The sequence below is a fragment of the Cronobacter sp. JZ38 genome (genome assembly GCF_008932145.1).
GTDB lineage: Bacteria > Pseudomonadota > Gammaproteobacteria > Enterobacterales > Enterobacteriaceae > Cronobacter > Cronobacter muytjensii.
Genome location: NZ_CP017662.1, coordinates 3,723,794 through 3,748,617, shown reverse-complemented (window position 1 = coordinate 3,748,617; position 24,824 = coordinate 3,723,794). Strand labels below are relative to the sequence as shown.

Here is a 24,824-nt window from a genome sequence, read left to right as displayed (position 1 = left end):
TTAGATAGATGATAAGGAATACCCCCATGTCAGAACGTTTACAAAATGACGTGGATCCGATCGAAACTCGCGACTGGCTACAGGCGATCGAATCGGTAATCCGTGAAGAAGGTGTTGAGCGCGCTCAGTATCTGATCGATCAGCTGCTTTCCGAAGCTCGTAAAGGCGGTGTGAAAGTAGCGGCGGGCAGTGCTGCCCGTCAGTACATCAATACCATCCCCGTTGAAGAAGAGCCGGAATACCCGGGTAATCTGGAGCTGGAGCGCCGTATTCGTTCTGCTATCCGCTGGAACGCCATCATGACCGTGCTGCGCGCGTCTAAAAAAGACCTCGAGCTCGGCGGCCACATGGCCTCCTTCCAGTCTTCCGCGACCATCTACGAAGTGTGCTTTAACCACTTCTTCCGCGCGCGCAACGACAAAGACGGCGGCGACCTTGTGTACTTCCAGGGCCACATCTCTCCGGGCGTTTACGCACGTGCTTTCATTGAAGGCCGCCTGACCGAAGAGCAGATGAATAACTTCCGTCAGGAAGTACACGGCAACGGTCTGTCTTCTTATCCGCACCCGAAACTGATGCCGGAATTCTGGCAGTTCCCGACCGTATCCATGGGCCTGGGCCCGATCGGCGCTATCTACCAGGCGAAGTTCCTGAAATATCTGGAACACCGCGGCCTGAAAGATACCTCTGAGCAGACCGTTTACGCGTTCCTCGGCGACGGCGAGATGGACGAGCCGGAATCTAAAGGCGCCATCACCATCGCGACCCGCGAAAAACTGGACAACCTGGTCTTCGTCATCAACTGCAACCTGCAGCGTCTGGATGGCCCGGTCACCGGTAACGGCAAAATCATCAACGAACTGGAAGGCATCTTCGACGGCGCCGGCTGGAACGTCATTAAGGTCATGTGGGGCTCCCGTTGGGACGAGCTGCTGCGTAAAGACACCAGCGGCAAACTGATTCAGCTGATGAACGAAACCGTTGACGGCGACTATCAGACCTTCAAATCCAAAGACGGCGCCTATGTGCGCGAGCACTTCTTCGGTAAATATCCGGAGACGGCCGCACTGGTTGCAGACTGGTCTGACGATGAGATTTGGGCGCTGAACCGCGGCGGCCACGATCCGAAGAAAATCTACGCTGCATTCAAGAAAGCGAAAGAAACCAAAGGCAAAGCGACCGTTATCCTTGCTCACACCGTTAAAGGTTACGGCATGGGCGACACCGCCGAAGGTAAAAACATCGCTCACCAGGTGAAGAAGATGAACATGGACGGCGTTCGCTATGTCCGTGACCGCTTCAGCGTGCCGGTGGCCGATGAAGACCTGGAAAAACTGCCGTACATCACCTTCCCGGAAGGCTCTGAAGAGCACAAGTACCTGCACGAACGCCGTCAGGCGCTGCACGGTTACCTGCCGTCTCGTCAGCCTAACTTCACCGAGAAGCTGGAGCTGCCGGCGCTGGAAGATTTCCGCTCCCTGCTGGATGAGCAGAGCAAAGAGATCTCCACCACTATCGCTTTCGTACGTGCACTGAACGTAATGCTGAAGAACCCGTCTATCAAAGACCGTCTGGTTCCTATCATTGCCGACGAAGCCCGTACCTTCGGTATGGAAGGTCTGTTCCGTCAGATCGGTATCTACAGCCCGAATGGCCAGCAGTACACCCCGCAGGACCGTGAGCAGGTGGCGTACTACAAAGAAGACGAGAAAGGTCAGATTCTGCAGGAAGGGATCAACGAGCTGGGCGCAGGTTCTTCCTGGCTGGCGGCGGCGACCTCTTACAGCACCAACAACCTGCCGATGATCCCGTTCTACATCTACTACTCCATGTTCGGGTTCCAGCGTATCGGCGACCTGTGCTGGGCAGCGGGCGACCAGCAGGCGCGCGGCTTCCTGATCGGCGGCACCTCCGGTCGTACCACGCTTAACGGCGAAGGTCTGCAGCACGAAGATGGTCACAGCCATATTCAGTCTCTGACGATTCCGAACTGCATCTCCTACGATCCGGCTTACGCTTATGAAGTTGCTGTCATCATGCATGACGGTCTGCAGCGTATGTACGGTGAAGCGCAGGAGAACGTGTATTACTACATCACTACGCTGAACGAAAACTACCACATGCCGGCTATGCCGCAGGGCGCCGAGGAAGGTATCCGTAAAGGTATCTACAAACTCGAAACCGTTGAAGGCGCGAAAGGTAAAGTTCAGCTGCTCGGCTCCGGCTCTATCCTGCGTCACGTACGCGAAGCCGCGCAGATCCTGGCGAAAGAATACGGCGTGGGCTCCGATGTCTACAGCGTGACCTCCTTCACTGAGCTTGCTCGTGACGGTCAGGATTGCGAGCGCTGGAACATGCTGCACCCGCTGGAAACCCCGCGCGTTCCGTACATCGCTCAGGTGATGAACGATGCGCCGGCGGTGGCATCCACCGACTATATGAAACTGTTCGCCGAGCAGGTTCGTACTTATGTACCGGCTGACGATTATCGCGTACTGGGCACCGACGGCTTTGGCCGCTCTGACAGCCGCGAAAACCTGCGCCACCACTTCGAAGTTGACGCTTCTTACGTGGTCGTCGCAGCGCTGGGCGAACTGGCTAAACGTGGTGAAATCGATAAGAAAGTTGTGGCTGACGCCATCGCTAAATTCAATATCGATGCAGATAAAGTCAACCCGCGTCTGGCATAAGAGGTAAAGAAAGAATGGCTATCGAAATCAATGTACCGGACATCGGGGCGGACGAAGTTGAAGTCACCGAGATCCTGGTCAAAGTGGGCGACAAAGTAGAAGCTGAACAGTCGCTGATCACCGTAGAAGGCGACAAAGCCTCTATGGAAGTTCCGTCTCCGCAGGCGGGCGTGGTCAAAGAGATCAAAGTGTCCGTGGGCGACAAAGTCGAAACCGGCAAACTGATCATGATTTTCGATTCCGCCGACGGTGCAGCAGCTGCTGCACCTGCTAAGGCAGAAGAGAAGAAAGAAGCGGCACCGGCGCAGTCTACTGCCCCGGCTGCTGCGGCCGCAAAAGAAGTTAACGTACCGGATATCGGCGGCGACGAAGTTGAAGTCACCGAGATCCTGGTGAAAGTCGGCGACAACGTTGAAGCTGAACAGTCTCTTATCACCGTAGAAGGCGATAAAGCCTCTATGGAAGTCCCGGCGCCGTTTGCGGGCACCGTGAAAGAGATCAAAATCAACACCGGCGACAAAGTCTCCACCGGTTCTCTTATCATGGTCTTCGAAGTCGCAGGCGCTGCGCCGGCAGCTGAAGCGAAACCGCAGGTGACTGAGCAGGCTGCAACCGCGCCGGCCGCCGCTGCGGGCGCGAAAGACGTCAACGTGCCGGATATCGGCGGCGATGAAGTCGAAGTGACCGAAGTGCTGGTGAAAGTGGGCGATAAAGTCACCGCTGAACAGTCTCTTATCACCGTAGAAGGCGACAAAGCCTCTATGGAAGTTCCGGCGCCGTTCGCAGGCACCGTGAAAGAGCTGAAAGTGAACGTGGGCGATAAAGTCTCCACCGGCTCTCTGATCATGGTCTTCGAAGTGGAAGGCGCAGCGCCTGCTGCGGCTCCGGCGGCCAAACAGGAAGCGGCGGCACCGGCTCCGGCGGCGAAAGCGGATAAACCGGCTGCAACGCCTGCAAAAGCGGAAGGCAAATCTGAGTTTGCTGAAAACGACGCATACGTTCACGCCACTCCGCTTATCCGCCGTCTGGCGCGTGAATTCGGCGTGAACCTGGCGAAAGTGAAAGGCACCGGTCGTAAAGGCCGTATCCTGCGCGAAGACGTTCAGGCTTACGTGAAAGACGCGGTGAAACGCGCTGAAGCGGCGCCGGCTGCTGCCACTGGCGGCGGTATCCCGGGCATGCTGCCGTGGCCGAAAGTGGACTTCAGCAAGTTTGGTGAAGTGGAAGAAGTCGAGCTGGGCCGCATCCAGAAAATCTCTGGCGCGAACCTGAGCCGTAACTGGGTGATGATCCCGCACGTTACGCACTTCGACAAAACCGACATCACTGACCTGGAAGCATTCCGCAAACAGCAGAACGCCGAAGCTGAGAAGCGTAAACTGGATGTGAAATTCACCCCGGTAGTCTTCATCATGAAAGCCGTTGCTGCGGCCCTTGAGCAGATGCCGCGCTTCAACAGCTCGCTGTCTGAAGATGGCCAGCGCCTGACGCTGAAGAAATACATCAACATCGGTGTTGCGGTTGATACCCCGAATGGTCTGGTGGTTCCGGTCTTCAAAGACGTGAACAAGAAGAGCATTACCGAGCTGTCTCGCGAGCTGACGACTATCTCCAAAAAAGCGCGTGACGGTAAGCTGACTGCCGGCGAAATGCAGGGCGGTTGCTTCACCATCTCCAGCATCGGCGGGCTGGGCACCACCCACTTCGCGCCGATCGTGAACGCGCCGGAAGTGGCTATCCTCGGTGTCTCCAAGTCTGCGATGGAGCCGGTGTGGAATGGTAAAGAGTTTGTGCCGCGCCTCATGCTGCCGATCTCTCTGTCCTTCGACCACCGCGTGATCGACGGTGCTGATGGTGCGCGTTTCATCACCATCATTAACAACACCCTGTCGGACATTCGCCGCCTGGTGATGTAAGCGAAAAAGCCGGCCTGACGGCCGGCTTTTTTCTGGTAATTCCGCCAGACTGTGCGAAATTATCCGATGCCAAAAGGATTCGTTTGCCGTTTGTTGTTTCAAAATTGTTAACAGTTTTGTAAAATGCGAGCGGATAGAACGTCCCGGTGGATGATGGGCGTTAAAACATAAGCGTCAGACCCGCCGGAAAATTACAAAGAGGTCATGATGAGTACTGAAATCAAAACTCAGGTCGTGGTACTTGGGGCAGGCCCGGCAGGTTACTCTGCGGCCTTCCGTTGCGCTGACTTAGGTCTGGAAACCGTAATCGTCGAGCGTTACAACACCCTGGGTGGTGTTTGCCTGAACGTAGGCTGTATCCCTTCTAAAGCTCTGCTGCACGTTGCGAAAGTCATCGAAGAAGCGAAAGCGCTGGCCGAGCACGGTATCGTTTTTGGCGAGCCGAAAACTGACATCGACAAAATCCGCACCTGGAAAGAAAAAGTTATCAATCAGCTGACCGGCGGTCTGGCTGGTATGGCCAAAGGCCGTAAAGTCAAAGTGGTGAACGGCCTCGGTAAATTCACCGGCGCGAACACCCTGGAAGTGGAAGGCGAGAACGGCAAAACCGTGATCAACTTCGACAACGCGATTATCGCGGCGGGCTCTCGTCCGATTCAGCTGCCGTTTATTCCGCACGAAGATCCGCGCGTATGGGATTCCACCGACGCCCTGGAGCTGAAAGAAGTACCGAAACGCATGCTGGTCATGGGCGGCGGTATCATCGGTCTGGAGATGGGTACCGTTTACCACGCGCTGGGTTCAGAAATTGACGTGGTTGAAATGTTCGACCAGGTTATCCCGGCTGCCGACAAAGACATCGTTAAAGTCTTCACCAAGCGCATCAGCAAGAAATTCAACCTGATGCTGGAAACCAAAGTCACTGCCGTTGAAGCGAAAGAAGACGGTATTTACGTTTCCATGGAAGGCAAAAAAGCGCCTGCCGAAGCGCAGCGTTACGACGCCGTGCTGGTAGCTATCGGCCGCGTGCCGAACGGCAAAAACCTGGATGCGGGCAAAGCGGGCGTGGAAGTGGACGACCGTGGCTTCATCCGCGTTGACAAGCAGCTGCGCACCAACGTGCCGCACATCTACGCTATCGGCGATATCGTCGGTCAGCCGATGCTGGCGCACAAAGGCGTGCACGAAGGTCACGTGGCCGCTGAAGTTATCGCGGGCATGAAGCACTACTTCGATCCGAAAGTGATCCCGTCCATCGCTTACACCGAGCCGGAAGTGGCATGGGTCGGCCTGACCGAGAAAGAAGCGAAAGAGAAAGGCATCAGCTATGAAACCGCCACCTTCCCGTGGGCAGCTTCTGGCCGTGCTATCGCTTCCGATTGCGCAGACGGTATGACCAAACTGATTTTCGACAAAGAAACCCACCGTGTTATCGGCGGCGCGATTGTCGGCACCAACGGCGGCGAGCTGCTGGGTGAAATCGGTCTGGCTATCGAGATGGGTTGTGACGCGGAAGATATCGCGCTCACCATCCACGCGCACCCGACGCTGCACGAGTCTGTAGGTCTGGCGGCGGAAGTGTTCGAAGGTAGCATCACCGACCTGCCGAACCCGAAAGCGAAGAAGAAATAAGTTTCTCGCCTGATGAATAAACGCCTCTAGGGAGGCGTTTTTTTATGGCTGAAAAACCGCCCTTGCGGGCGGCAAGCCGGTAATTTCCCGGATTTAACACCAGCGATTCAACACCAGCGATTCAACACCAGCAGCACCGTGGTGCCGGAAATCTTCCAGCCACCGTGCGACGCCGCCAGCAGTGAACCCCGCGCAACGATGAGCGCAATAAGCCAACGCATCTCCATTGCGAGTAGCCCCGAAGGCGCTACGTTGATCCTCTCATCACCGCGAAAGGCAGAACCAGGCAAGTATGTCATGCTTGCCACACAGGTTGATGGAACTGCTTCCGGGCCCGGTGACTGGCTGCTACACCAGCGAAGCAGGCCAGGCGCTAATTTAGCGGTTCGAAGAGAAGGGTGTAAGGGGATTTCAGCGCTTGCAGCAAGTTACATGTAAATTCTGAAAGCGGTACGCAAAACGTACAGCCGGGCTTACGAGCAGAGCATTCTGTTGCCATCATTTGTCCTGTGTCATGCTTGCCACATAAACGGTGCAACGGTGTCTGCTATCACCCGCGCACAACAAGGAAACCGCCACCCGGCGGTTTTTTTGTGCCTCAAATCGCACTTCGGAAATGCGTTCTGCGGACCTTAACGATTCAGCAAAGATTTAATGTTGCTTTTTTGTAAACAGATTAACACTTCACCAAATTCCTGCTATTCTGCCCGTCGCGGAACCGGGCATTTACCCTACAAACTGCTGTCTCACAGGAGCGTGAAGAGAGAAGCCTGGCTCCGACTATGACAATGAGAGCGAGGAGAACCGTCGTGCTAGAAGAATACCGTAAGCACGTAGCTGAGCGTGCCGCCGAGGGGATTGTAGCCAAACCCTTAGATGCAACCCAAATGGCCGCACTTGTCGAGCTGCTGAAGAACCCGCCCGCGGGTGAAGAAGAGTTTCTGTTAGACCTGCTGACCAACCGTGTACCCCCGGGCGTTGACGAAGCCGCCTATGTAAAAGCAGGTTTCCTTGCCGCTGTCGCCAAAGGTGAAGCATCCTCCCCGCTGGTAACCCCTGAAAAAGCCGTTGAACTGTTAGGCACCATGCAGGGCGGTTATAACATTCACCCGCTGATTGAAGCGCTGGATAACGAAAAGCTGGCGCCGATTGCCGCCAAAGCGCTGTCCCACACGCTGCTGATGTTCGATAACTTCTACGACGTGGAAGAGAAAGCCAAAGCGGGCAACGCGTACGCGAAGCAGATTATGCAATCCTGGGCAGACGCCGAATGGTTCCTGTCGCGCCCGTCGCTGCCTGAAAAAATCACCGTCACCGTGTTCAAAGTGACCGGCGAAACCAACACCGACGATCTCTCCCCGGCGCCGGACGCCTGGTCGCGCCCGGATATTCCGCTGCATGCGCTGGCGATGCTGAAAAACGCCCGTGAAGGCATTGAGCCGGATCAGCCAGGCGTCGTCGGCCCGATCAAACAGATCGAGGCCCTGCAGCAGAAAGGCTTCCCGCTGGCCTACGTCGGCGACGTGGTCGGCACCGGCTCTTCCCGTAAATCCGCCACCAACTCCGTGCTGTGGTTTATGGGCGATGACATCCCGTTCGTGCCGAACAAACGCGGCGGCGGCGTGGTACTCGGCGGCAAAATCGCGCCGATTTTCTTCAACACGATGGAAGATGCGGGCGCGCTGCCTGTCGAAGTGGATGTGTCAAACCTGAACATGGGCGATGTGATTGACATCTACCCGTTCAAAGGCGAAGTACGCAACCACGAAACCGGCGAACTGCTGGCGAATTTTGAACTGAAAACCGACGTGCTGATCGACGAAGTGCGCGCGGGCGGTCGTATTCCGCTGATCATCGGTCGCGGCCTGACCACCAAAGCGCGCGACGCGCTGGGCCTGCCGCACAGCGATGTCTTCCGTCACGCCAAAGATGTGGCGGAAAGCAACCGCGGCTACTCCCTGGCGCAGAAGATGGTGGGCCGCGCGTGCGGCGTCGCCGGCGTTCGTCCGGGCGCGTATTGCGAGCCGAAAATGACCTCCGTAGGTTCTCAGGACACCACCGGCCCGATGACCCGCGATGAGCTGAAAGACCTGGCGTGCCTGGGTTTCTCCGCCGATCTCGTGATGCAGTCCTTCTGCCACACGGCGGCGTATCCGAAGCCGGTTGACGTGACTACGCACCACACGCTGCCTGACTTCATCATGAACCGTGGCGGCGTGTCGCTGCGTCCGGGCGATGGCGTTATTCACTCCTGGCTGAACCGCATGCTGCTGCCGGATACCGTCGGCACCGGCGGCGACTCCCACACCCGTTTCCCGATCGGCATTTCGTTCCCGGCGGGCTCAGGGCTTGTGGCGTTCGCGGCTGCGACCGGCGTGATGCCGCTTGATATGCCGGAATCCGTGCTGGTGCGCTTTAAAGGCCAGATGCAGCCGGGGATTACGCTTCGCGACCTGGTGCACGCTATCCCTTATTACGCTATCCAGCAGGGCCTGCTGACCGTTGAGAAGAAAGGCAAGAAAAACATCTTCTCTGGTCGCATTCTGGAAATCGAAGGTTTGCCGGATCTGAAAGTCGAGCAGGCGTTTGAGCTGACCGACGCCTCTGCCGAGCGGTCTGCGGCGGGCTGCACCATCAAGCTCAACAAAGAGCCGATCATCGAGTACCTCAACTCCAACATCGTGCTGCTGAAGTGGATGATTGCAGAAGGCTACGGCGACCGTCGTACGCTGGAGCGTCGTATCCAGGGCATGGAGAAGTGGCTTGCCGATCCGCAGCTGCTGGAAGCGGATGCTGACGCGGAATACGCGGCGGTGATCGATATCGATCTCAATGAAATCAAAGAGCCTATCCTGTGCGCGCCGAACGATCCGGACGACGCGCGTCTGCTCTCTGACGTCACTGGCGATAAGATTGACGAAGTGTTTATCGGCTCCTGCATGACGAACATCGGCCATTTCCGTGCTGCCGGTAAGCTGCTGGATACCCATAAAGGCCAGCTGCCGACCCGTCTGTGGGTGGCGCCGCCGACCCGTATGGACGCCGCGCAGCTCACCGAAGAGGGCTACTACAGCGTCTTTGGTAAGAGCGGCGCGCGTATCGAGATCCCGGGCTGCTCGCTGTGCATGGGTAACCAGGCGCGTGTGGCGGACGGCGCGACGGTGGTGTCCACCTCAACCCGTAACTTCCCGAACCGTCTGGGCACTGGCGCGAACGTCTATCTGGCGTCTGCCGAACTCGCCGCTGTCGCGGCGCTGATTGGCCGCCTGCCGACGCCGGACGAGTACCAGCAGTTCATGTCTCAGGTAGATAAAACTGCCGTGGACACGTACCGTTATCTGAACTTCGACCAGTTGAATCAGTACACTGAGAAAGCGGACGGTGTGATTTTCCAGACGGCGGTATAACGCAACCCGCCCTGGCGCGAAATGCGCCGGGCTGGTCAGTAAAAAGGGAAGCCACTGGCTTCCCTTTTTTATGGGCGTTACCGCTTACGAATTCGCTTTGCCGTCGTAACGCGGCAGGCTCACAACAGGGTAAGTAAACTCGCCTTCCACCTGACAGCGTTCCGGTTTCTGTTTACCGGCATCGAACAGCACATAGCGTTCTTTTTCCGGGAAGTAGATCAGATCGTCGCCGTTACGAAAGGAAATCGTCTCGTAAGGCACGCCGTTGTCAGTTTTGCTCTTCTCAATGCCCGAGGCAATCTGGAAGTGATCTTCCCACTTCATCGTTGAAAGGTGGTATTTGAAAAACGAAACCAGCACATTACCGCGGTTAACGCATTCAAGACGCACGGCCTCGCCGGCATACGCGCAGGAGAGCGGCAGCGCGGCGGTGGCGAGCAGCAGCGCGCGGCGAAGAAGAGAACTATTCACAGGCACATCCCATTACAGCAGTACTTAAGATAAACCAAGAGTAACATAGCTCATGCAACGGCTCGTCTACCGCGGCGTTTTCAGTTTCGTCGGCGGCGGCGCTTTTCTTTCCGTTTCATGCTGCGATAATAACAAGCGATAAACAATGCAACGGCCAGGCAGCGCCGGGCCAGAGGAAAACACCATGGATTATGAGTTTTTACGCGACATCACCGGCGTGGTGAAAGTCCGTCTTTCAATGGGCCACGAAGCGCTCGGGCACTGGTTTAATGAAGAAGTGAAAGGCAACCTGGCGCTGCTGGATGAAGTCGAAGCGGCGGCGAGCGAGGTCAAGGGCAGCGAGCGGCAGTGGCAGAAGACCGGTCATGAATACACGCTATGGCTCGATGGCGAAGAAGTAATGGTGCGCGCCAATCAGCTGGAGTTTTCCGGCGACGAAATGGAAGAAGGCATGAGCTACTACGATGAAGAGAGCCTGTCGCTGTGCGGCGTCGAAGATTTCCTGCAGGTGGTGAAGGCGTACCGCGACTTTCTGGCGCAGTACGGATAACGCGGCGCGTCCATGCGCCGCGCGGGGTTATACGGACGGAATATTGCGTCCGTAATAGATTTCACGCATCTCTTTCCAGAGCAGGTCGGTAATGACCTTACGCTCTTCTTCAGTTAACTCTTCCGGGCGGGTATGGAACATATAGTGCTTAAGGTCGAATTCCTTAAGCAGCATTTTGGTATGGAAGATGTTTTCCTGATAAACGTTCACGTCCACCATGTCATACAGCGCTTTCATGTCGTCAGACATAAAGTTCTGAATCGAGTTAATTTCATGATCGATAAAGTGCTTCATGCCGTTCACGTCGCGGGTGAAGCCGCGCACGCGGTAGTCGATGGTCACAATATCGGACTCAAGCTGGTGGATTAAATAATTCAGCGCCTTAAGAGGCGAAATCACGCCGCAGGTTGAGACTTCGATGTCGGCGCGGAAGGTGCACAGGCCGCCTTCAGGGTGGCTTTCCGGGTAGGTGTGGACGCAAATATGGCTCTTGTCGAGGTGCGCGACCACGGTCTCCGGCAGCGGGCCAGGATGCTCGGTTTTGTCGATAAGCTGCGGGTCGACCGGCTCTTCGCTCACCAGAATCGTGACGCTGGCGCCCTGGGGCTCATAGTCCTGGCGGGCGATATTCAGAATATTGGCGCCGATAATCGAGCAGGTTTCCGTCAGGATTTCCGTCAGACGGTTAGCGTTATAGAGTTCATCGATATACGCGATATAGCCATCGCGCTCTTCCGCCGTTTTGGCGTAGCAAATATCGTAAATACAAAAACTCAGGCTTTTGGTCAGGTTGTTAAAGCCATGCAGTTTCAGCTTTTTCAATTTTTATCACCTCCTTAGGATGCCTGAGACGCCAGGGCATCTTGCAAATATTGCGGCAGAGCGAAGGCTGCCGTATGAATGGCCGGATTGTAATAACGGCACTTCAGCCCGGCGGCGTGAAAGCGCGCCTGTAAGGTCTCGGTCGGCAGTTTACGCAGGGCCTCGTTATCCGTCGCCCAGGCGAAGGTCATAATGCCGCCGTAATAGGTCGGGATGGCGGCCTGATAAAAGCTGACGTCGCCAAAATAGTGGCTGAGCTTTTTATGGCTGCCGATGGCTTCATCCTGCTGCAGGAAGCAGACACCATTCTGCGCGACGAAAATCCCGCCTGGATTGAGGCAGCGCTTGCACCCTTCGTAGAACGCCGAGGTGAAGAGGCTCTCGCCCGGACCGATAGGATCGGTGCAGTCGGAGATAATCACATCGAATTTCTGGGTGGTCTGGTTGACGAAATTCACGCCATCGTCGATGACAAGCGTAAAGCGCGGATCGTCGTAGCTTCCGGCGTTGTGATTGGGCAGATGCTCGCGGCAAAACGCCACTACGCCCGCGTCGATTTCCACCATCGTGATGGATTCCACGCCCTTATGACGGGTCACTTCGCGCAGCATCGCGCCGTCGCCGCCGCCGATAATCAACACGCGCTTCGCGTGGCCGTGGGCCAGCAGCGGCACATGCGTCATCATTTCGTGATAGATGAACTCGTCGCGTTCGGTGGTTTGCACCACGCCGTCCAGCGCCATCACCCGGCCAAAGGCAGAGTTTTCGAAAATAATCAGATCCTGATGATCGGTCTTTTCGCGATAGAGCACTTTGTCGACGGCAAAGTATTGACCAAACTGATCGTGCAGCGTTTCATGCCACATAGGATTCTCGGTCACTGGCTGATACCTCCTTCGTTAACAACCCTTAAAAACGGGCGCAACATCATAGCTAACTATGACCGTGGATGCACGGTCACGATTTCACCAGAGGGGCAGGGGGAGGGGATTACTTCACGTAAGCAAGCAGGCTGAGCGAGTCTCGCGCCAGCGCTTTGCATTTTTTCGCGGTAGGAATAGCGATGCCGCTCAGATCGCGATAGCTGTCCTCGCCGAGCGCCTTCATATTGAAGCTGTCGTAGTTGCTTAAATCCCACTGATTCTGCTGGGCGAAAAAGACCAGCGCGCGGCGGATCTGCCCGTTCGGCAGGTTCTGGTAGCCGCAATCATTTTTCAGAAATACAAAAACAGCCGTCAGGTCGGCCATGTCTTCCGCTTCTGATTCACTCAGCGCAAAACTGTTGGTGGAAAAGGCCAACAGACAGCCCAGAAACATTAGCCTGACTACTTTTCTCATCACGTCTACCACTCGCCAACCGATACCAAACGATAGCACATTTCGTTCAGGCGCGACGAGGATATTTCGCCCTTCCATTGGCCGTTAAATGCCCATCTCAGGCGGCTTTGCGCCAACGTCAGAGGTAAGACAGCGAACAAAAAGGCTGTCTTTAACAGAGGAACGAAAAACCCGCAGGTTGATATGCCGAAGGCGGAACAATGAAGAGGTTTAAAATAAAACCACCGCTGTGAAATCTGCCGTTTAAGACCCTTTTTTACCGCCCGTCCTTAAGATATTGATTTTTATAGCGCTCGACGTTCACGTTAAAAAAGGGTTTCAGGAAGAAAAAGAAGAAATTTGTTTTTAATTCAAACAACCTGGTAATATTCGCTCTTGTTCACTGCCGTACAGGCAGCTTAGAAAAGTATTCGGCATGGTTAACTTCATCGACGATGGTTCACTGCCGTACAGGCAGCTTAGAAATGATAAGGAAATTTCCCCGAATACCCGATCATGTTCACTGCCGTACAGGCAGCTTAGAAAGATATCAAGACACCCCAGGTCAGAATAAAGAAGTTCACTGCCGTACAGGCAGCTTAGAAAACACCGGCGACGGCGATAGCCGCACCGCTTCAGTTCACTGCCGTACAGGCAGCTTAGAAATTGTTATTCCTGGACCAGGGTAGCCAGGAATTGTTCACTGCCGTACAGGCAGCTTAGAAATTATCGGTAGCTCTAATAATGTCTCGCCCGAAGTTCACTGCCGTACAGGCAGCTTAGAAACCTGTCTCAAGATTGATGCCCGCTGCGGCGATGTTCACTGCCGTACAGGCAGCTTAGAAAGGACTCGCCCGGACGCTACGCGCCCGCCCCGCGTTCACTGCCGTACAGGCAGCTTAGAAACGGCTGCGCGCAGCCTGGCGACGTTGAGAAACGTTCACTGCCGTACAGGCAGCTTAGAAAGGCGCGGGCGGTGCGGTGTAGAGCGGGGTGACGTTCACTGCCGTACAGGCAGCTTAGAAAAAAGAAGCAGACAAACTGGAAAGTTACGCTGTGTTCACTGCCGTACAGGCAGCTTAGAAATAGAGAAGCCGAAGCTGTCCAACAAACAGGTTGTTCACTGCCGTACAGGCAGCTTAGAAAGTGTGCGCGAGATATGCCGCATTCTCAAAATAGTTCACTGCCGTACAGGCAGCTTAGAAAAGTTCGTCGACGCGCCCGCGCCAGTTTTTGTCGTTCACTGCCGTACAGGCAGCTTAGAAATTGAACTACTTTCACGCCTTTAACCGGCATAAGTTCACTGCCGTACAGGCAGCTTAGAAATTCAGCTGGCAGTGAAGCGTTAATGGCTGTTCGTTCACTGCCGTACAGGCAGCTTAGAAATGCTTAAGCTGACTGAATAACGCATCAACCAGGTTCACTGCCGTACAGGCAGCTTAGAAATCTCGCCTTCTTCTGTGGAGCAGTCGCGCAAAAGTTCACTGCCGTACAGGCAGCTTAGAAATCTCTGCGTGCTCGGTTAGTCGCGACGAGATCGTTCACTGCCGTACAGGCAGCTTAGAAAGGGGAGTAGTTCTCGTTAAACCAGTTCTCCAGGTTCACTGCCGTACAGGCAGCTTAGAAATTACCAGCCCTGACCAGTTTACGAAATTCGGTGTTCACTGCCGTACAGGCAGCTTAGAAAATCACATCACCGGCAGATCGTCAGTAACTGCGGTTCACTGCCGTACAGGCAGCTTAGAAAGACGGCGCAAGGCCGGCCGCCCCTGCCCCGCTGTTCACTGCCGTACAGGCAGCTTAGAAAATATGCCGCGCTGGGTAAGCCGCATCACCCTGGTTCACTGCCGTACAGGCAGCTTAGAAATACGACTGGAATTCAATACAAAATAATCTCGAGTTCACTGCCGTACAGGCAGCTTAGAAATGCCGGACTGAATCAAACGCGCTCTGCGTAACGTTCACTGCCGTACAGGCAGCTTAGAAACGTGGCCGGTATTCAAAGGGCAGATTAACAACGTTCACTGCCGTACAGGCAGCTTAGAAAACTCATGGTAAGAGCTGGCGCTCTCAAAACGCGTTCACTGCCGTACAGGCAGCTTAGAAATGCCGCCAGGGTGGGGATTACTACACGTCGTTAGTTCACTGCCGTACAGGCAGCTTAGAAAGGCCGAGGAAAACAGGTGATAGGGCTGTTTGATGTTCACTGCCGTACAGGCAGCTTAGAAAACGCGGCCACCGTCTACACCCTGCCACGTCCAGTTCACTGCCGTACAGGCAGCTTAGAAAGGCTTGACCCGGACGCACCACGCACTAAACGCGTTCACTGCATACAGGCAGCTTAGAAAGCACGGCAGCGACGAGAAGCAAAACAATCAGAGTTCACTGCCGTACAGGCAGCTTAGAAAAGCATGTTTAGTGCTGTAGTCACAACATGAGATGTTCACTGCCGTACAGGCAGCTTAGAAAAAAACGCCTCACAAATTACAGAGGCTCATGGTGTTCACTGCCGTACAGGCAGCTTAGAAACATCAACTGATCGCCAAGCGATGCGGCCTGGCGTTCACTGCCGTACAGGCAGCTTAGAAAGCCTCGCTGCGCTGCGTCCCGTGGGGGTTTTGGTTCACTGCCGTACAGGCAGCTTAGAAAGTGAAAAGCGCCACGCCGGAAAGCGCCACGCTGTTCACTGCCGTACAGGCAGCTTAGAAAAGAAACTAATGCGTAAACGGGAGCGTGCCGCAGTTCACTGCCGTACAGGCAGCTTAGAAAAGTGATGATTACGTGCCGCCAGCTCGCGAACAGTTCACTGCCGTACAGGCAGCTTAGAAACGCTCCCCACGGTCGAGCGAGTGGATATCCACGTTCACTGCCGTACAGGCAGCTTAGAAAATCAGCAGGACGCTGAGACGCCACAAGGAACTGTTCACTGCCGTACAGGCAGCTTAGAAAAGTCGCGGGTAATGCTGAGGCGCTGCCATTTCGTTCACTGCCGTACAGGCAGTTAAGCAATGCCATTTTTAATGCCATCATCGGCGGCAAAAGCCCATACCTAAAGATTAATAAATAAAATTCTTTATTTATTCGTGCCCTTTGACGTGGCGGAGTGCATGACGACCGTGCATTTGGGCTGATATATTTTAAAAATTAAAAGGATGTCACGATATGGTGCCTTAATTAATCACATAATAACGCGTTATTTATATCTCTCTGTGATACTTCCTCGGTAATTATATAACGGAATTATAAGATGGACCGAAATTCTGTCACGCCGTCTGATTTAAAAACGATTCTCCATTCAAAGCGCGCCAATATTTATTATCTGCAATACTGCCGGGTGCTGGTTAATGGCGGCCGGGTGGAATATGTCACCGATGAAGGGAAAGAGTCGCTTTACTGGAATATCCCCATTGCCAATACCACGGTGGTGATGCTCGGCACCGGGACATCGGTCACACAGGCGGCTATGCGGGAATTCGCCCGGGCGGGCGTGATGGTGGGTTTTTGTGGTGGTGGTGGCTCACCGCTTTATTCCGGGAATGAAAGAGAGATTGAGGTTTCCTGGCTTGCGCCGCAAAGCGAATATCGGCCTACTGAATATCTGCAAAACTGGGTCGCGTTCTGGTTTGATGACGCGCTGCGCCTGGCGGCGGCAAAACGCTTTCAGCAAGTCCGGCTGCAAAACATTGAGCGTCACTGGCTCAGCAGTCGTATGCGGCGTGAACCTCACTTTCCCCTGATGGAAGAACCTCTGCTGGCGCTGCTTTCAAAAGCACAGACGCAAATGGCGCAAGCCGATACGCATAACACGCTGATGCTTCAGGAAGCGCAACTGACGAAGGCGCTCTATAAACTGGTGAGCCAGACGGTGAAATACGGTGATTTCACTCGCGCCAAACGCGGCGGTGGAACGGACGCGGCCAACCGTTTTCTCGATCATGGTAATTATCTCGCCTACGGGCTCGCCGCTGTTGCCGCCTGGGTCACCGGACTGCCGCACGGGCTCGCGGTGATGCATGGTAAAACCCGGCGCGGCGGCCTGGTTTTTGATATTGCCGACCTGATTAAAGACGCGCTGGTCATGCCGCAGGCGTTTATCGCGGCGATGACGGGGGATGATGAGCAGGCTTTCCGTCAGCGCTGCATCACCGGTTTTCAGCAGGCAGATGCGCTGGATCTCATGATTAACACCCTGCAGGAAACCGCCTGCGAACTGGGCGGTAAAGCCAGATGAACGTGCTGTTGATTTCGCAATGTACGAAGCGCGCCAGAGAAGAGAGCTGCCGCATTCTCGATCAATTTGCCGAACGTAAAGGCGATGGCGCCTGGCAAACGGTGATTACGCTTGAAGGGTTAAACACGCTGCGGCGTTTACTGCGTAAAACGGCCCGGCGCAATACCGCTGTCGCGTGCCACTGGCTTAAAAAAGGCGGCGAGACAGAGCTGATGTGGATTGTGGGAAATCTGCGGCGGTTCAGTGCACAGGGCTGCGTTCCGACTAACCGTACCGCACGGGATATTGTTCGTCGCGGGCAGGAGCATAGCTGGCACAGCGCCGAAGCGATGGCGCTTTTAGCCGCGATCGCCGGGCTGTTTCACGATTTCGGTAAAGCAAACACGCTTTTTCAGCAGACGCTTTCGGGGAAGTCCTCGCTCACTTTTCAGCCTTACCGCCACGAATGGATTTCGGTTCGTCTGTTCCAAGCGTTTGTCGGGCAACAGTCCGACCGGGAATGGCTGGCGGCGCTGGGCGTACTTGAAGCCACGGACGAAACGCGCTGGCTGGAAAGGCTGAAGACCGACGTGCCGGGCGATTCCGGCAGCCCTTTTGTCGGGCTGCCACCGCTGGCGCAGGCCGTCGCCTGGTTGATCCTCTCGCACCACCGTTTACCGCAGTGCTTTCTCAAAATCACAGGCCTGAACTGGAAGAGGCCGACGGCTGGCTGGTACGACAGCTTAACGCCGACTGGAATTCGCTCAACGCGCAGTGTCGCGAGTGGACCCCGCAGCAGGTTAACGCTGTGTGGCAGTTCCCACACGGTACGCCGTTGCAAAGCGCCCAGTGGCGCGATAAAGCAAGACAAATCGCCAGGCGGGCGCTCAACGCGGCATCGTTGTTCGGGTTCGGCAATATGCATCAGCTTTTTACGCTGCATATGGCAAGGCTTGCGCTGATGCTGGCCGACCATCATTACTCCGCCAGCGCGGCGTATTCGCGCTGGCAGGATGCTGATTACGCCGCCTGGGCCAACAGTGACAGAGCCACCGGCACGCTTAAGCAAAAGCTGGATGAACATAACGTGGGCGTGGCGCATAACGCGCTGCTGCTGGGAAGATCAATGCCCTGGGCGCGCCGGACGCTGCCTGCGATCGGCCGCCATAAAGGGTTCAGGGAGCGCGCAAGAGAGGGCCGCTTCAGCTGGCAGAATCGGGCCTGGGATATCGCCGAAGGGCTTCGCGAGCGCAGCCGTTCACAGGGGTTTTTCGGCATCAATATGGCATCGACCGGCTGCGGTAAAACATTTGCCAACGCGCGCATTATGTATGCGCTGTCTGAAGAGCAGGAGGGATGCCGTTTTACGGTCGCGCTGGGCCTGAGAACGCTGACGCTGCAAACCGGTGAGGCATTGCGGGAAAGGCTCCATCTTCAGGACGATGATTTAGCCGTCATGATTGGTTCGCAGGCCGTGCGACAGTTACATCAGCAGTTGCTTGCCGGACCGGATGCGGATAAAGACAGCGCCTCGCAGGAGGCCTTTTTCGATGCTCACCAGTATGTTCATTTCGAGGGCGCAATGGAAAGCGGACCGCTGCGTCACTGGCTTTCGGGCGATGAACGGCTCAACAAACTGCTCAGCGCGCCGGTGCTGGTGGCGACCATCGATCACCTCATGCCTGCCACCGAAGGCGTGCGGGGCGGCAAGCAGATCCCCGCGATGCTGCGCCTGCTGACCAGTGACCTGGTGCTGGATGAGCCTGATGATTTTGATATTGCGGACTTGCCTGCGGTTTGTCGGCTGGTCAACTGGGCAGGAATGCTCGGCTCACGCGTGTTGCTCTCTTCCGCTACGCTGCCGCCAGCGCTGGTTCAGGCCCTTTATGCGGCGTACTACAACGGCAGAAAACACTATCAACAGGCGTGCGGCGAACCCGGTTTACCAGTCAACATCTGTTGCGCGTGGTTTGATGAATATGGCGCGATGGCTGAAGAAATCGCCGACCCGCAAACGTTCCATACGACACACGCGGAGTTCGTGGCGAAGCGCGCCGGGAAGCTAAAAGAAAAGCCCATTCTTTGTCGGGCCCGCATTGCCGCGATAGAAGCAGAGTCGTCACAAGCTGCTGCGGTGGTGAACGTCGTTGCGCGCACGCTGCAACGGGAAATATTGGCGCTGCATCAGCAGCATCATGTTCAGCACCCTTCCGGCAAACAGGCGTCGCTGGGGCTGGTGCGCTTTGCCAACATCGATCCGTTGGTTGCCATTGCGCTGGCGCTGGCGGCGCTCCCTTCGCCCGAAAACGTCTGCATCCACTACTGTGTTTACCACAGCCATCATCCGCTGGCGGTACGCTCTTATATCGAAAATCATCTGGATAGCGCTTTTGACCGCAGCGGCAATAAGCCGCTGTGGCAATTGCCGGAAATTGACAACACGATGCAGTCTCATCCGGCGCAACACCATCTTTTTGTCGTGCTGGCGACATCGGTTTGTGAAGTCGGCCGGGACTGGGACGCTGACTGGGGCATTATTGAACCGAGCTCCATGCGCTCGCTTATCCAGTTCGCCGGGCGTATTCAGCGTCATCGCCAGCAAACGCCGGAGACAGAAAATCTGGTGATACTGGAGTACAACATCCGCGCATTACGTGAAAAGCAGCCTGTTTTTCACAAGCCGGGTTTTGAAACATCTCTCTTTCGGCTCCACAGCCACCGGCTGAGCGAGTTGCTGACCGAACCGCAATACCGCGCGATCAACGCCATTCCACGCATCCTTGCGCCAGTGCCTTTTCCACATGGCAAACGCGATTTTTCATCGCTGGTGGAGCTTGAACATGTGCGCCTGTACGAGGCGTTACTGGGCAAGCCTCAGAAGGATAATTTCCCGGCTTCGTCCTGGTGGCGCAAAAATGTGTCATGGAATGGCGAGTGCCAGCGGCGCACGCCGTTTCGGGATTCCGGCCCCGACGCCGCCTTTTATCTGCGTATGGAGGAATATGATGACGAACCGGTGTTTGTACACCGTTCGGAAAACGGCGTGGACTGGAAACGTTCTTCTTTTACCGGGCAACCGGTGGCATTTGCCGACGGCGTTATGCCCTGGCTGCATACCGATTATCAGGACATTTTACTGCGGCTGGCGGAGCGGATGGAGATGGAACTGACGGTGGTTTGCGAGCGCTTTAGCGAAACTCGTCTGCCTGTCAGCAATGATGACGCGATTAGCGAATGGCGGTATCACCCATTTTTAGGGGTGTTTCGCGCCCTCATCTGAGGGCGCGAGCTGCCTGTACGGCAGTGAATGTCTAACTATTAGATTTATTTCTAAGCTACCTGTTCGGTAGTCAAAATATTTTAAAGGTTAACGGGAGCGGCATCAAGGTATCAGGTATTTTTCTAATAATTATATTTAGGATAAAAAATTAATTGCCCAGTTTTTTGACGAGGAGTAGCGTTATCACATCGTCAAATGACAGGAGTAAAAAAGCGATGGGCAAATTCAGGCGTTTTTTTAGTGTAGCAATCGTAGCGTTCATGGTAACGCTGGGCTTACGCCCGTTACATATCGAGCTTTATCAGTCTTTACCCCAAGGAAAACAGGCTATTAACGCCTTTATCGCATTGGTTTTCTAGCAAAGGGCACCAACCAAAGGAGCAGGTATGTCACAAGGAGCACTGGCCGCTTTTATTGCCGACTACATCGCGACGCGACGGCAATCGAAGCTTGAGCAATTTGATAAAGATGCCGCTAAGCGCCTGGCGGCAGGAGAGCGTGACGAGGCCACGCTGTTACAGGAGCGGCGTGAACTGGAAACCCGTTATGAAACCCGTCACTGGCTGACGGATGCCGCCAGCCGGGCCAGCCAGATAAACCTGGTGACCCATGCGGCCAAGTTTACTCACGGCGATTCCAGAAGCAGCAGCGTCTACCGCACCACAAAAAACGGCGATGGCTATTTAAGTACGGCGTCTCTGGAAAACCCCGCTGCAGATGCGGTAGGTAATGCAGCCGCACTGGATGTGGCCAAACTTCTGCAAACTGAGGTAGAAGGCGATTCACTGCTCGCGGCTTTACAGCGTGGCGACTATAGCGCACTACAGGCGCTGGCGCAGGATGATGCGCAGCGACAGCACTGGGTCGAGGGATTTTCCCGCGCGTTAACCACAAGCGCGCCCGCTTCACATAAGCTCGCGAAACAGATCTATTTCCCGGTGGGTGAGGGCTACCACCTGCTGAGCCCGCTATTTGCGTCTTCGCTGGCCCATGCGATGCACCAGAAAATGCTGGCGTATCGCTTCGGCGAGGAGGTAAAAGCCGCCTGGGCCGCACGTAAAGCCCAGCGCTGGCACAGTACGCCGCTGACGTTATTCCCTGCTACCGCAGAGATGCACTTCGGCGGCACCAAACCGCAAAATATCTCTTCATTAAACAGCAGTCGCGGGGGCCGGATATGGCTGCTTTGCGCTCGTCCGCCGCTCTGGCAGCGGCAGGAAAAGCCGCCGCGTTATTTATCTTCTATTTTCGCAGGCAAGGCATTTAATCGGGCGACAAGCGGTACGGTGCAGCGTCTGGCTGACCTGCTGGTGGGCGTTAAAGATCACACCAACCTTGCCATCCGCCGGGCCCGCGATCGTTACGTGGATGAACTTATCGATCTGCTCTTTGCGCAGGCCAGTGAGTTACAGCGCCCGGAGTGGCAGGGCTGGAGTCTGGAGTGCGTAAAGCTAGTAGCGCATCAGCAGTGCTGGCTGGATCCGTGGCGTGCTCGCCAGGACGAGGCATTTTGTCGGGAGCGAGAGAGTGACCACTGGCAAGCAGCGGTGGAGGAAGACTTCGCGCGCTGGTTGAACTATCGCCTGAGCAAGCAGTTACCGGATGTGGGTAAGGTTGAAAAAGCATTCTGGGGCTCCCGCCCGCTGTTTCGCCAGCGCCTGCGTGAAATGGAATCCATTCTCGAGGAGGTGCTGAAATGAGCTCGCTAATCCTTCTTTCCCACCTGCGCGTGGAAAACGCGAATACCGTTGCCGGGTTAACGTGGGGGTTTCCGGCCATAACGCACTTTCTGGGTTATATGCATGCGCTCTCCCGCAGACTTACTGACAGCCACGGCGTGCGGCTTGATGGCTGCGCGGTGATTTGCCATGAGCATCAGGCTCATGCCTACTCTTCGGGGCGTGACTATCAGTTCGCTCTCACCCGAAACCCGCTCACGCGTGAAGGGAAAACGGCGGCTTTTAATGAAGAAGGCCGGATGCACCTTACGGTGTCGCTGGTCTTTGAATGTCACGGCGAGATAGCGAATGGCGAGCAGGGCAGGGCGGCGCTCGCAGACCATCTGCACACGCTTTGCCAGAGGCACAAACTGGCAGGCGGCAGCATCGTGGCGCTTCGTGACGTTAAGGTCATGGATTATCCACAGGAGGAGGGCGATACCCGGCGTCTGCTTTACCGGCTATTGCCCGGCTTTGCGCTGCTGGATCGCAGCCCTCTGCTCGCTGAACATCATCAGGCTCTCATGGCGAAAACGCCGCAGGCCACTTTGCTGGATGCCTGGCTTGATTTCGCGGCACTGAAGATAGCCGCCGCCGCGTCAGAAGATAACCCTGCGCCCACGCCTGATGACCCGGCGCAGTGGCGCTACGTGGAAAAACCGGCGCCGGGGTTTCTGGTGCCGCTGATGACAGGCTATCAGCGCCTCTCTGAACTCTACCCGGCAGGCGAGGTCGCGAACGCCCGCGATGATAAAACGCCCTTTGCCTGGGTAGAGGCCGCCTATGGCATTGGCGAGTGGTGTGGCCTGCATCGCATAAAGACGCTTACCGATCTTTTCTGGCGTTACCGAATCACCGAAACCGGTTACTACTGCTGCGGCACGCCGCAGAGTGAAGACGTGCAATGTCACGATGACACATTTAATTATGAATAATGAGGGACGAAATTATGGCAAAGGCTTCTGCTTCTCTGAAAACCGCTTCTGTACTGGCTTTTGAACGCAAACTCGCTGTTTCTGATGCGCTGATGTATGCCGGAAACTGGGAGGGCGCTAACTGGCAACCGATCCAGATTCAGGAAAAAGCCGTGCGCGGCACCATCTCCAACCGCCTGAAAAACGCGGCAACTACCGATCCGGCTAAGCTTGATGCCGACATACAAAAACCTAACCTCCAGCGCGTGGATGTGGCGGCGCTTGCGGCGCAGACCGATACGCTGAAAATCGTGTTTACGCTGCGCGTATTAGGTGGGCTTTCCACGCCGTCCGTCTGTAACGACCAGGCGTATCAGGACGCGCTGAAGGAGGTGATTGAAGGGTATGGCGAAGAGCACGGTTTTGGCGAGCTGGCGCACCGTTATGCCACTAACCTCGCGAATGGCCGTTTTCTCTGGCGCAACCGCGTTGGCGCAGAGCAGCTGCGCGTCGTGGTGAAGGGCAGCAACACATGGAGCTTTGACTGCCATGAATTTTCGCAGCGGGATTTCACCGCCCGAAACGCGGCTCTGAACGAACTGGCGCAGGAAATTGAACGTGGGCTTAACAGCGAAAGCTTTGTACTGCTGACGGTGGAGGCTTATGTACGGCTCGGCGCCGGGCAGGAGGTGTTCCCCTCTCAGGAGTTAGTGCTGGACAGCAACAGCAGCAAAAGCCGCCTGCTTTATCAGGTTAACGGCGTGGCGGGCATTCATTCACAAAAAATCGGCAATGCGTTACGCACTATCGATACCTGGCACCCGCAGGTCGCCGAGCTCGGCGCGATTGCGGTGGAGCCCTATGGTTCTGTCACCAGCCGCGGGATCGCCTGTCGTCAGCCGAAAGAGAAAATGGATTTTTATACCCTGCTGGATAACTGGGTGACCAAAGGCGTTAAGCCGGATGGCGATCAGCAACACTATGTCATGGCGGTACTGATCCGCGGTGGCGTTTTCGGTGAGAAAGCCGAATAAGGGGCGGTGATGGATCATTATCAGGATATCCAGGTCCTGCCGGACCCGGAATTCAGGCAGGAAACGCTGATGGCGGCGCTATTCGCCAAACTCCATCGGGCGCTGGGCGCGCGCGGCACAGGGGATATCGGCGTGAGTTTTCCGGACGTTGGTATCAAACCTGGCGGCCGGTTACGCCTGCATGGCCTGCAACCGGCGCTGGCGGAATTAGAGGCCACGCGCTGGCGGGCAGGGTTACAGGATTACTGCCAGAGCAGCGCAATATTACCCGTGCCTCAGGTGCAGGGCTGGCGGACCGTCTCGCGCGTACAGGTGAAAAGTAATCCCGAACGCCTGATGCGTCGCTCGGTGCGTAAAGGCTGGCTGACGGAAGAAGCCGCGCGGCAACGGCTCTGCGATTTACATGAGCAACAGACCTCTCTGCCATGGATTCAGGTTAAAAGTCTCTCCAGCGGCCAGTACTACAGGATCTTTATCCAGCACGGCGAGCTGCTGACCGCGCCCGTCAGCGGCGTGTTCAGCAGTTATGGATTAAGCCCCAGCGCGACGATTCCCTGGTTCTGACCTTTTTTAAAAATGCCTCGCTAACGTGTTGATTTTTATCATGCGCTGGCGAGGCGCTAAAAAAGGGTATACGGCATCAAAATGCATACCAGGCTTTTAAAAACAAAGGACTGATTTATTTCAGCGTTAGTTCACTGCCGCGCAGGCAGCTTAGAAAAGGGCGGAAACGATAATCGTCTTTCAGCTCACGTTCACTGCCGCGCAGGCAGCTTAGAAATTGAGCGTATAGCCGTTGTAACGGTTATCTTTGTTCACTGCCGCGCAGGCAGCTTAGAAAACGTCAAAATCCCTGGCGATCC

At 55.7% G+C, this 24,824-nt stretch carries 14 protein-coding genes, 1 pseudogene and 2 CRISPR repeat arrays (1 of these 17 cut by a window edge); of the genes and pseudogenes, 11 read left to right on the top strand and 4 right to left on the bottom strand.

Features of this window, described 5'->3' with window-relative positions; translation table 11 throughout:
* Nucleotides 1-26: 26 nt before the first annotated feature.
* The 4 genes from aceE to acnB all read left to right on the top strand — a co-directional run bounded on the left by aceE (nt 27) and on the right by acnB (nt 9,645).
* The gene (gene aceE, locus BJP61_RS17705; RefSeq protein WP_038864790.1) at nt 27-2,690 is read left to right on the top strand and encodes a pyruvate dehydrogenase (acetyl-transferring), homodimeric type; all 2,664 of its coding nucleotides are present in this window, start codon (nt 27-29) and stop codon (nt 2,688-2,690) included.
* A gap of 14 nt (nt 2,691-2,704) precedes the next feature.
* Nucleotides 2,705-4,606, top strand: coding sequence for a pyruvate dehydrogenase complex dihydrolipoyllysine-residue acetyltransferase (aceF, locus tag BJP61_RS17700; RefSeq protein WP_171998883.1), 1,902 nt, complete (start codon nt 2,705-2,707; stop codon nt 4,604-4,606).
* A gap of 207 nt (nt 4,607-4,813) precedes the next feature.
* Nucleotides 4,814-6,238 carry a dihydrolipoyl dehydrogenase gene (lpdA, locus tag BJP61_RS17695; protein WP_038864893.1) on the top strand — a complete coding sequence of 475 codons (1,425 nt, stop codon included), beginning with the start codon at nt 4,814-4,816 and terminating at the stop codon, nt 6,236-6,238.
* A gap of 809 nt (nt 6,239-7,047) precedes the next feature.
* Nucleotides 7,048-9,645: a bifunctional aconitate hydratase 2/2-methylisocitrate dehydratase gene (gene acnB / locus BJP61_RS17690; protein ID WP_108695705.1), complete on the top strand. Its 2,598-nt coding sequence runs from the start codon at nt 7,048-7,050 to the stop codon at nt 9,643-9,645.
* Nucleotides 9,646-9,729: 84 nt separating this feature from the next.
* Here the strand turns inward: acnB and BJP61_RS17685 are convergent, their stop codons facing one another.
* Entirely contained in the window at nt 9,730-10,116 is a 387-nt protein-coding gene (locus BJP61_RS17685) for a hypothetical protein (protein WP_038864784.1), read from the bottom strand.
* A gap of 184 nt (nt 10,117-10,300) precedes the next feature.
* Here BJP61_RS17685 and yacL point away from each other — a divergent pair, with 184 nt between their 5' ends.
* Nucleotides 10,301-10,666 carry a protein YacL gene (gene yacL, locus BJP61_RS17680; protein ID WP_171998881.1) on the top strand — a complete coding sequence of 122 codons (366 nt, stop codon included), beginning with the start codon at nt 10,301-10,303 and terminating at the stop codon, nt 10,664-10,666.
* A 27-nt stretch (nt 10,667-10,693) separates the two neighbouring features.
* Here the strand turns inward: yacL and speD are convergent, their stop codons facing one another.
* The 3 genes from speD to BJP61_RS17665 form a co-directional block, all read right to left on the bottom strand.
* Nucleotides 10,694-11,488 (bottom strand): adenosylmethionine decarboxylase, encoded by a 795-nt coding sequence (gene speD / locus BJP61_RS17675; protein ID WP_038864780.1) that lies wholly within the window; start codon nt 11,486-11,488, stop codon nt 10,694-10,696.
* Between the two features lie 14 nt (nt 11,489-11,502).
* The gene (gene speE / locus BJP61_RS17670) at nt 11,503-12,354 is read right to left on the bottom strand and encodes a polyamine aminopropyltransferase (RefSeq protein ID WP_108695704.1); all 852 of its coding nucleotides are present in this window, start codon (nt 12,352-12,354) and stop codon (nt 11,503-11,505) included.
* 124 nt (nt 12,355-12,478) lie between these two features.
* Nucleotides 12,479-12,826: a YacC family pilotin-like protein gene (locus tag BJP61_RS17665; RefSeq protein WP_015386992.1), complete on the bottom strand. Its 348-nt coding sequence runs from the start codon at nt 12,824-12,826 to the stop codon at nt 12,479-12,481.
* Nucleotides 12,827-13,203: 377 nt separating this feature from the next.
* Nucleotides 13,204-15,814: a CRISPR direct-repeat array (repeat unit 28 nt; unit sequence GTTCACTGCCGTACAGGCAGCTTAGAAA).
* A gap of 238 nt (nt 15,815-16,052) precedes the next feature.
* On the opposite strand from BJP61_RS17665, the gene cas1f reads away from it, so the two are divergent.
* From cas1f to cas6f, 6 genes and pseudogenes are all read left to right on the top strand, one after another.
* The gene (gene cas1f, locus BJP61_RS17660; protein WP_038864776.1) at nt 16,053-17,036 is read left to right on the top strand and encodes a type I-F CRISPR-associated endonuclease Cas1f; all 984 of its coding nucleotides are present in this window, start codon (nt 16,053-16,055) and stop codon (nt 17,034-17,036) included.
* Nucleotides 17,033-20,295, top strand: a pseudogene (cas3f, locus tag BJP61_RS17655) (type I-F CRISPR-associated helicase Cas3f). Before cas1f ends, cas3f begins: the two are co-directional and overlap by 4 nt.
* Nucleotides 20,296-20,681: 386 nt before the next feature.
* The gene (gene csy1, locus BJP61_RS17650; protein WP_171998879.1) at nt 20,682-21,995 is read left to right on the top strand and encodes a type I-F CRISPR-associated protein Csy1; all 1,314 of its coding nucleotides are present in this window, start codon (nt 20,682-20,684) and stop codon (nt 21,993-21,995) included.
* The gene (gene csy2, locus BJP61_RS17645; protein ID WP_161579968.1) at nt 21,992-22,948 is read left to right on the top strand and encodes a type I-F CRISPR-associated protein Csy2; all 957 of its coding nucleotides are present in this window, start codon (nt 21,992-21,994) and stop codon (nt 22,946-22,948) included. Before csy1 ends, csy2 begins: the two co-directional genes overlap by 4 nt.
* A gap of 14 nt (nt 22,949-22,962) precedes the next feature.
* Nucleotides 22,963-23,961 carry a type I-F CRISPR-associated protein Csy3 gene (csy3, locus tag BJP61_RS17640; RefSeq protein WP_038864768.1) on the top strand — a complete coding sequence of 333 codons (999 nt, stop codon included), beginning with the start codon at nt 22,963-22,965 and terminating at the stop codon, nt 23,959-23,961.
* Nucleotides 23,962-23,970: 9 nt separating this feature from the next.
* On the top strand, nt 23,971-24,525 hold the full coding sequence (gene cas6f / locus BJP61_RS17635) for a type I-F CRISPR-associated endoribonuclease Cas6/Csy4 (RefSeq protein ID WP_171998877.1): 555 nt from the start codon (nt 23,971-23,973) through the stop codon (nt 24,523-24,525).
* A 129-nt stretch (nt 24,526-24,654) separates the two neighbouring features.
* A CRISPR array of direct repeats spans nt 24,655-24,824; the repeat unit is 28 nt; unit sequence GTTCACTGCCGCGCAGGCAGCTTAGAAA; it runs 518 nt beyond the window's last position.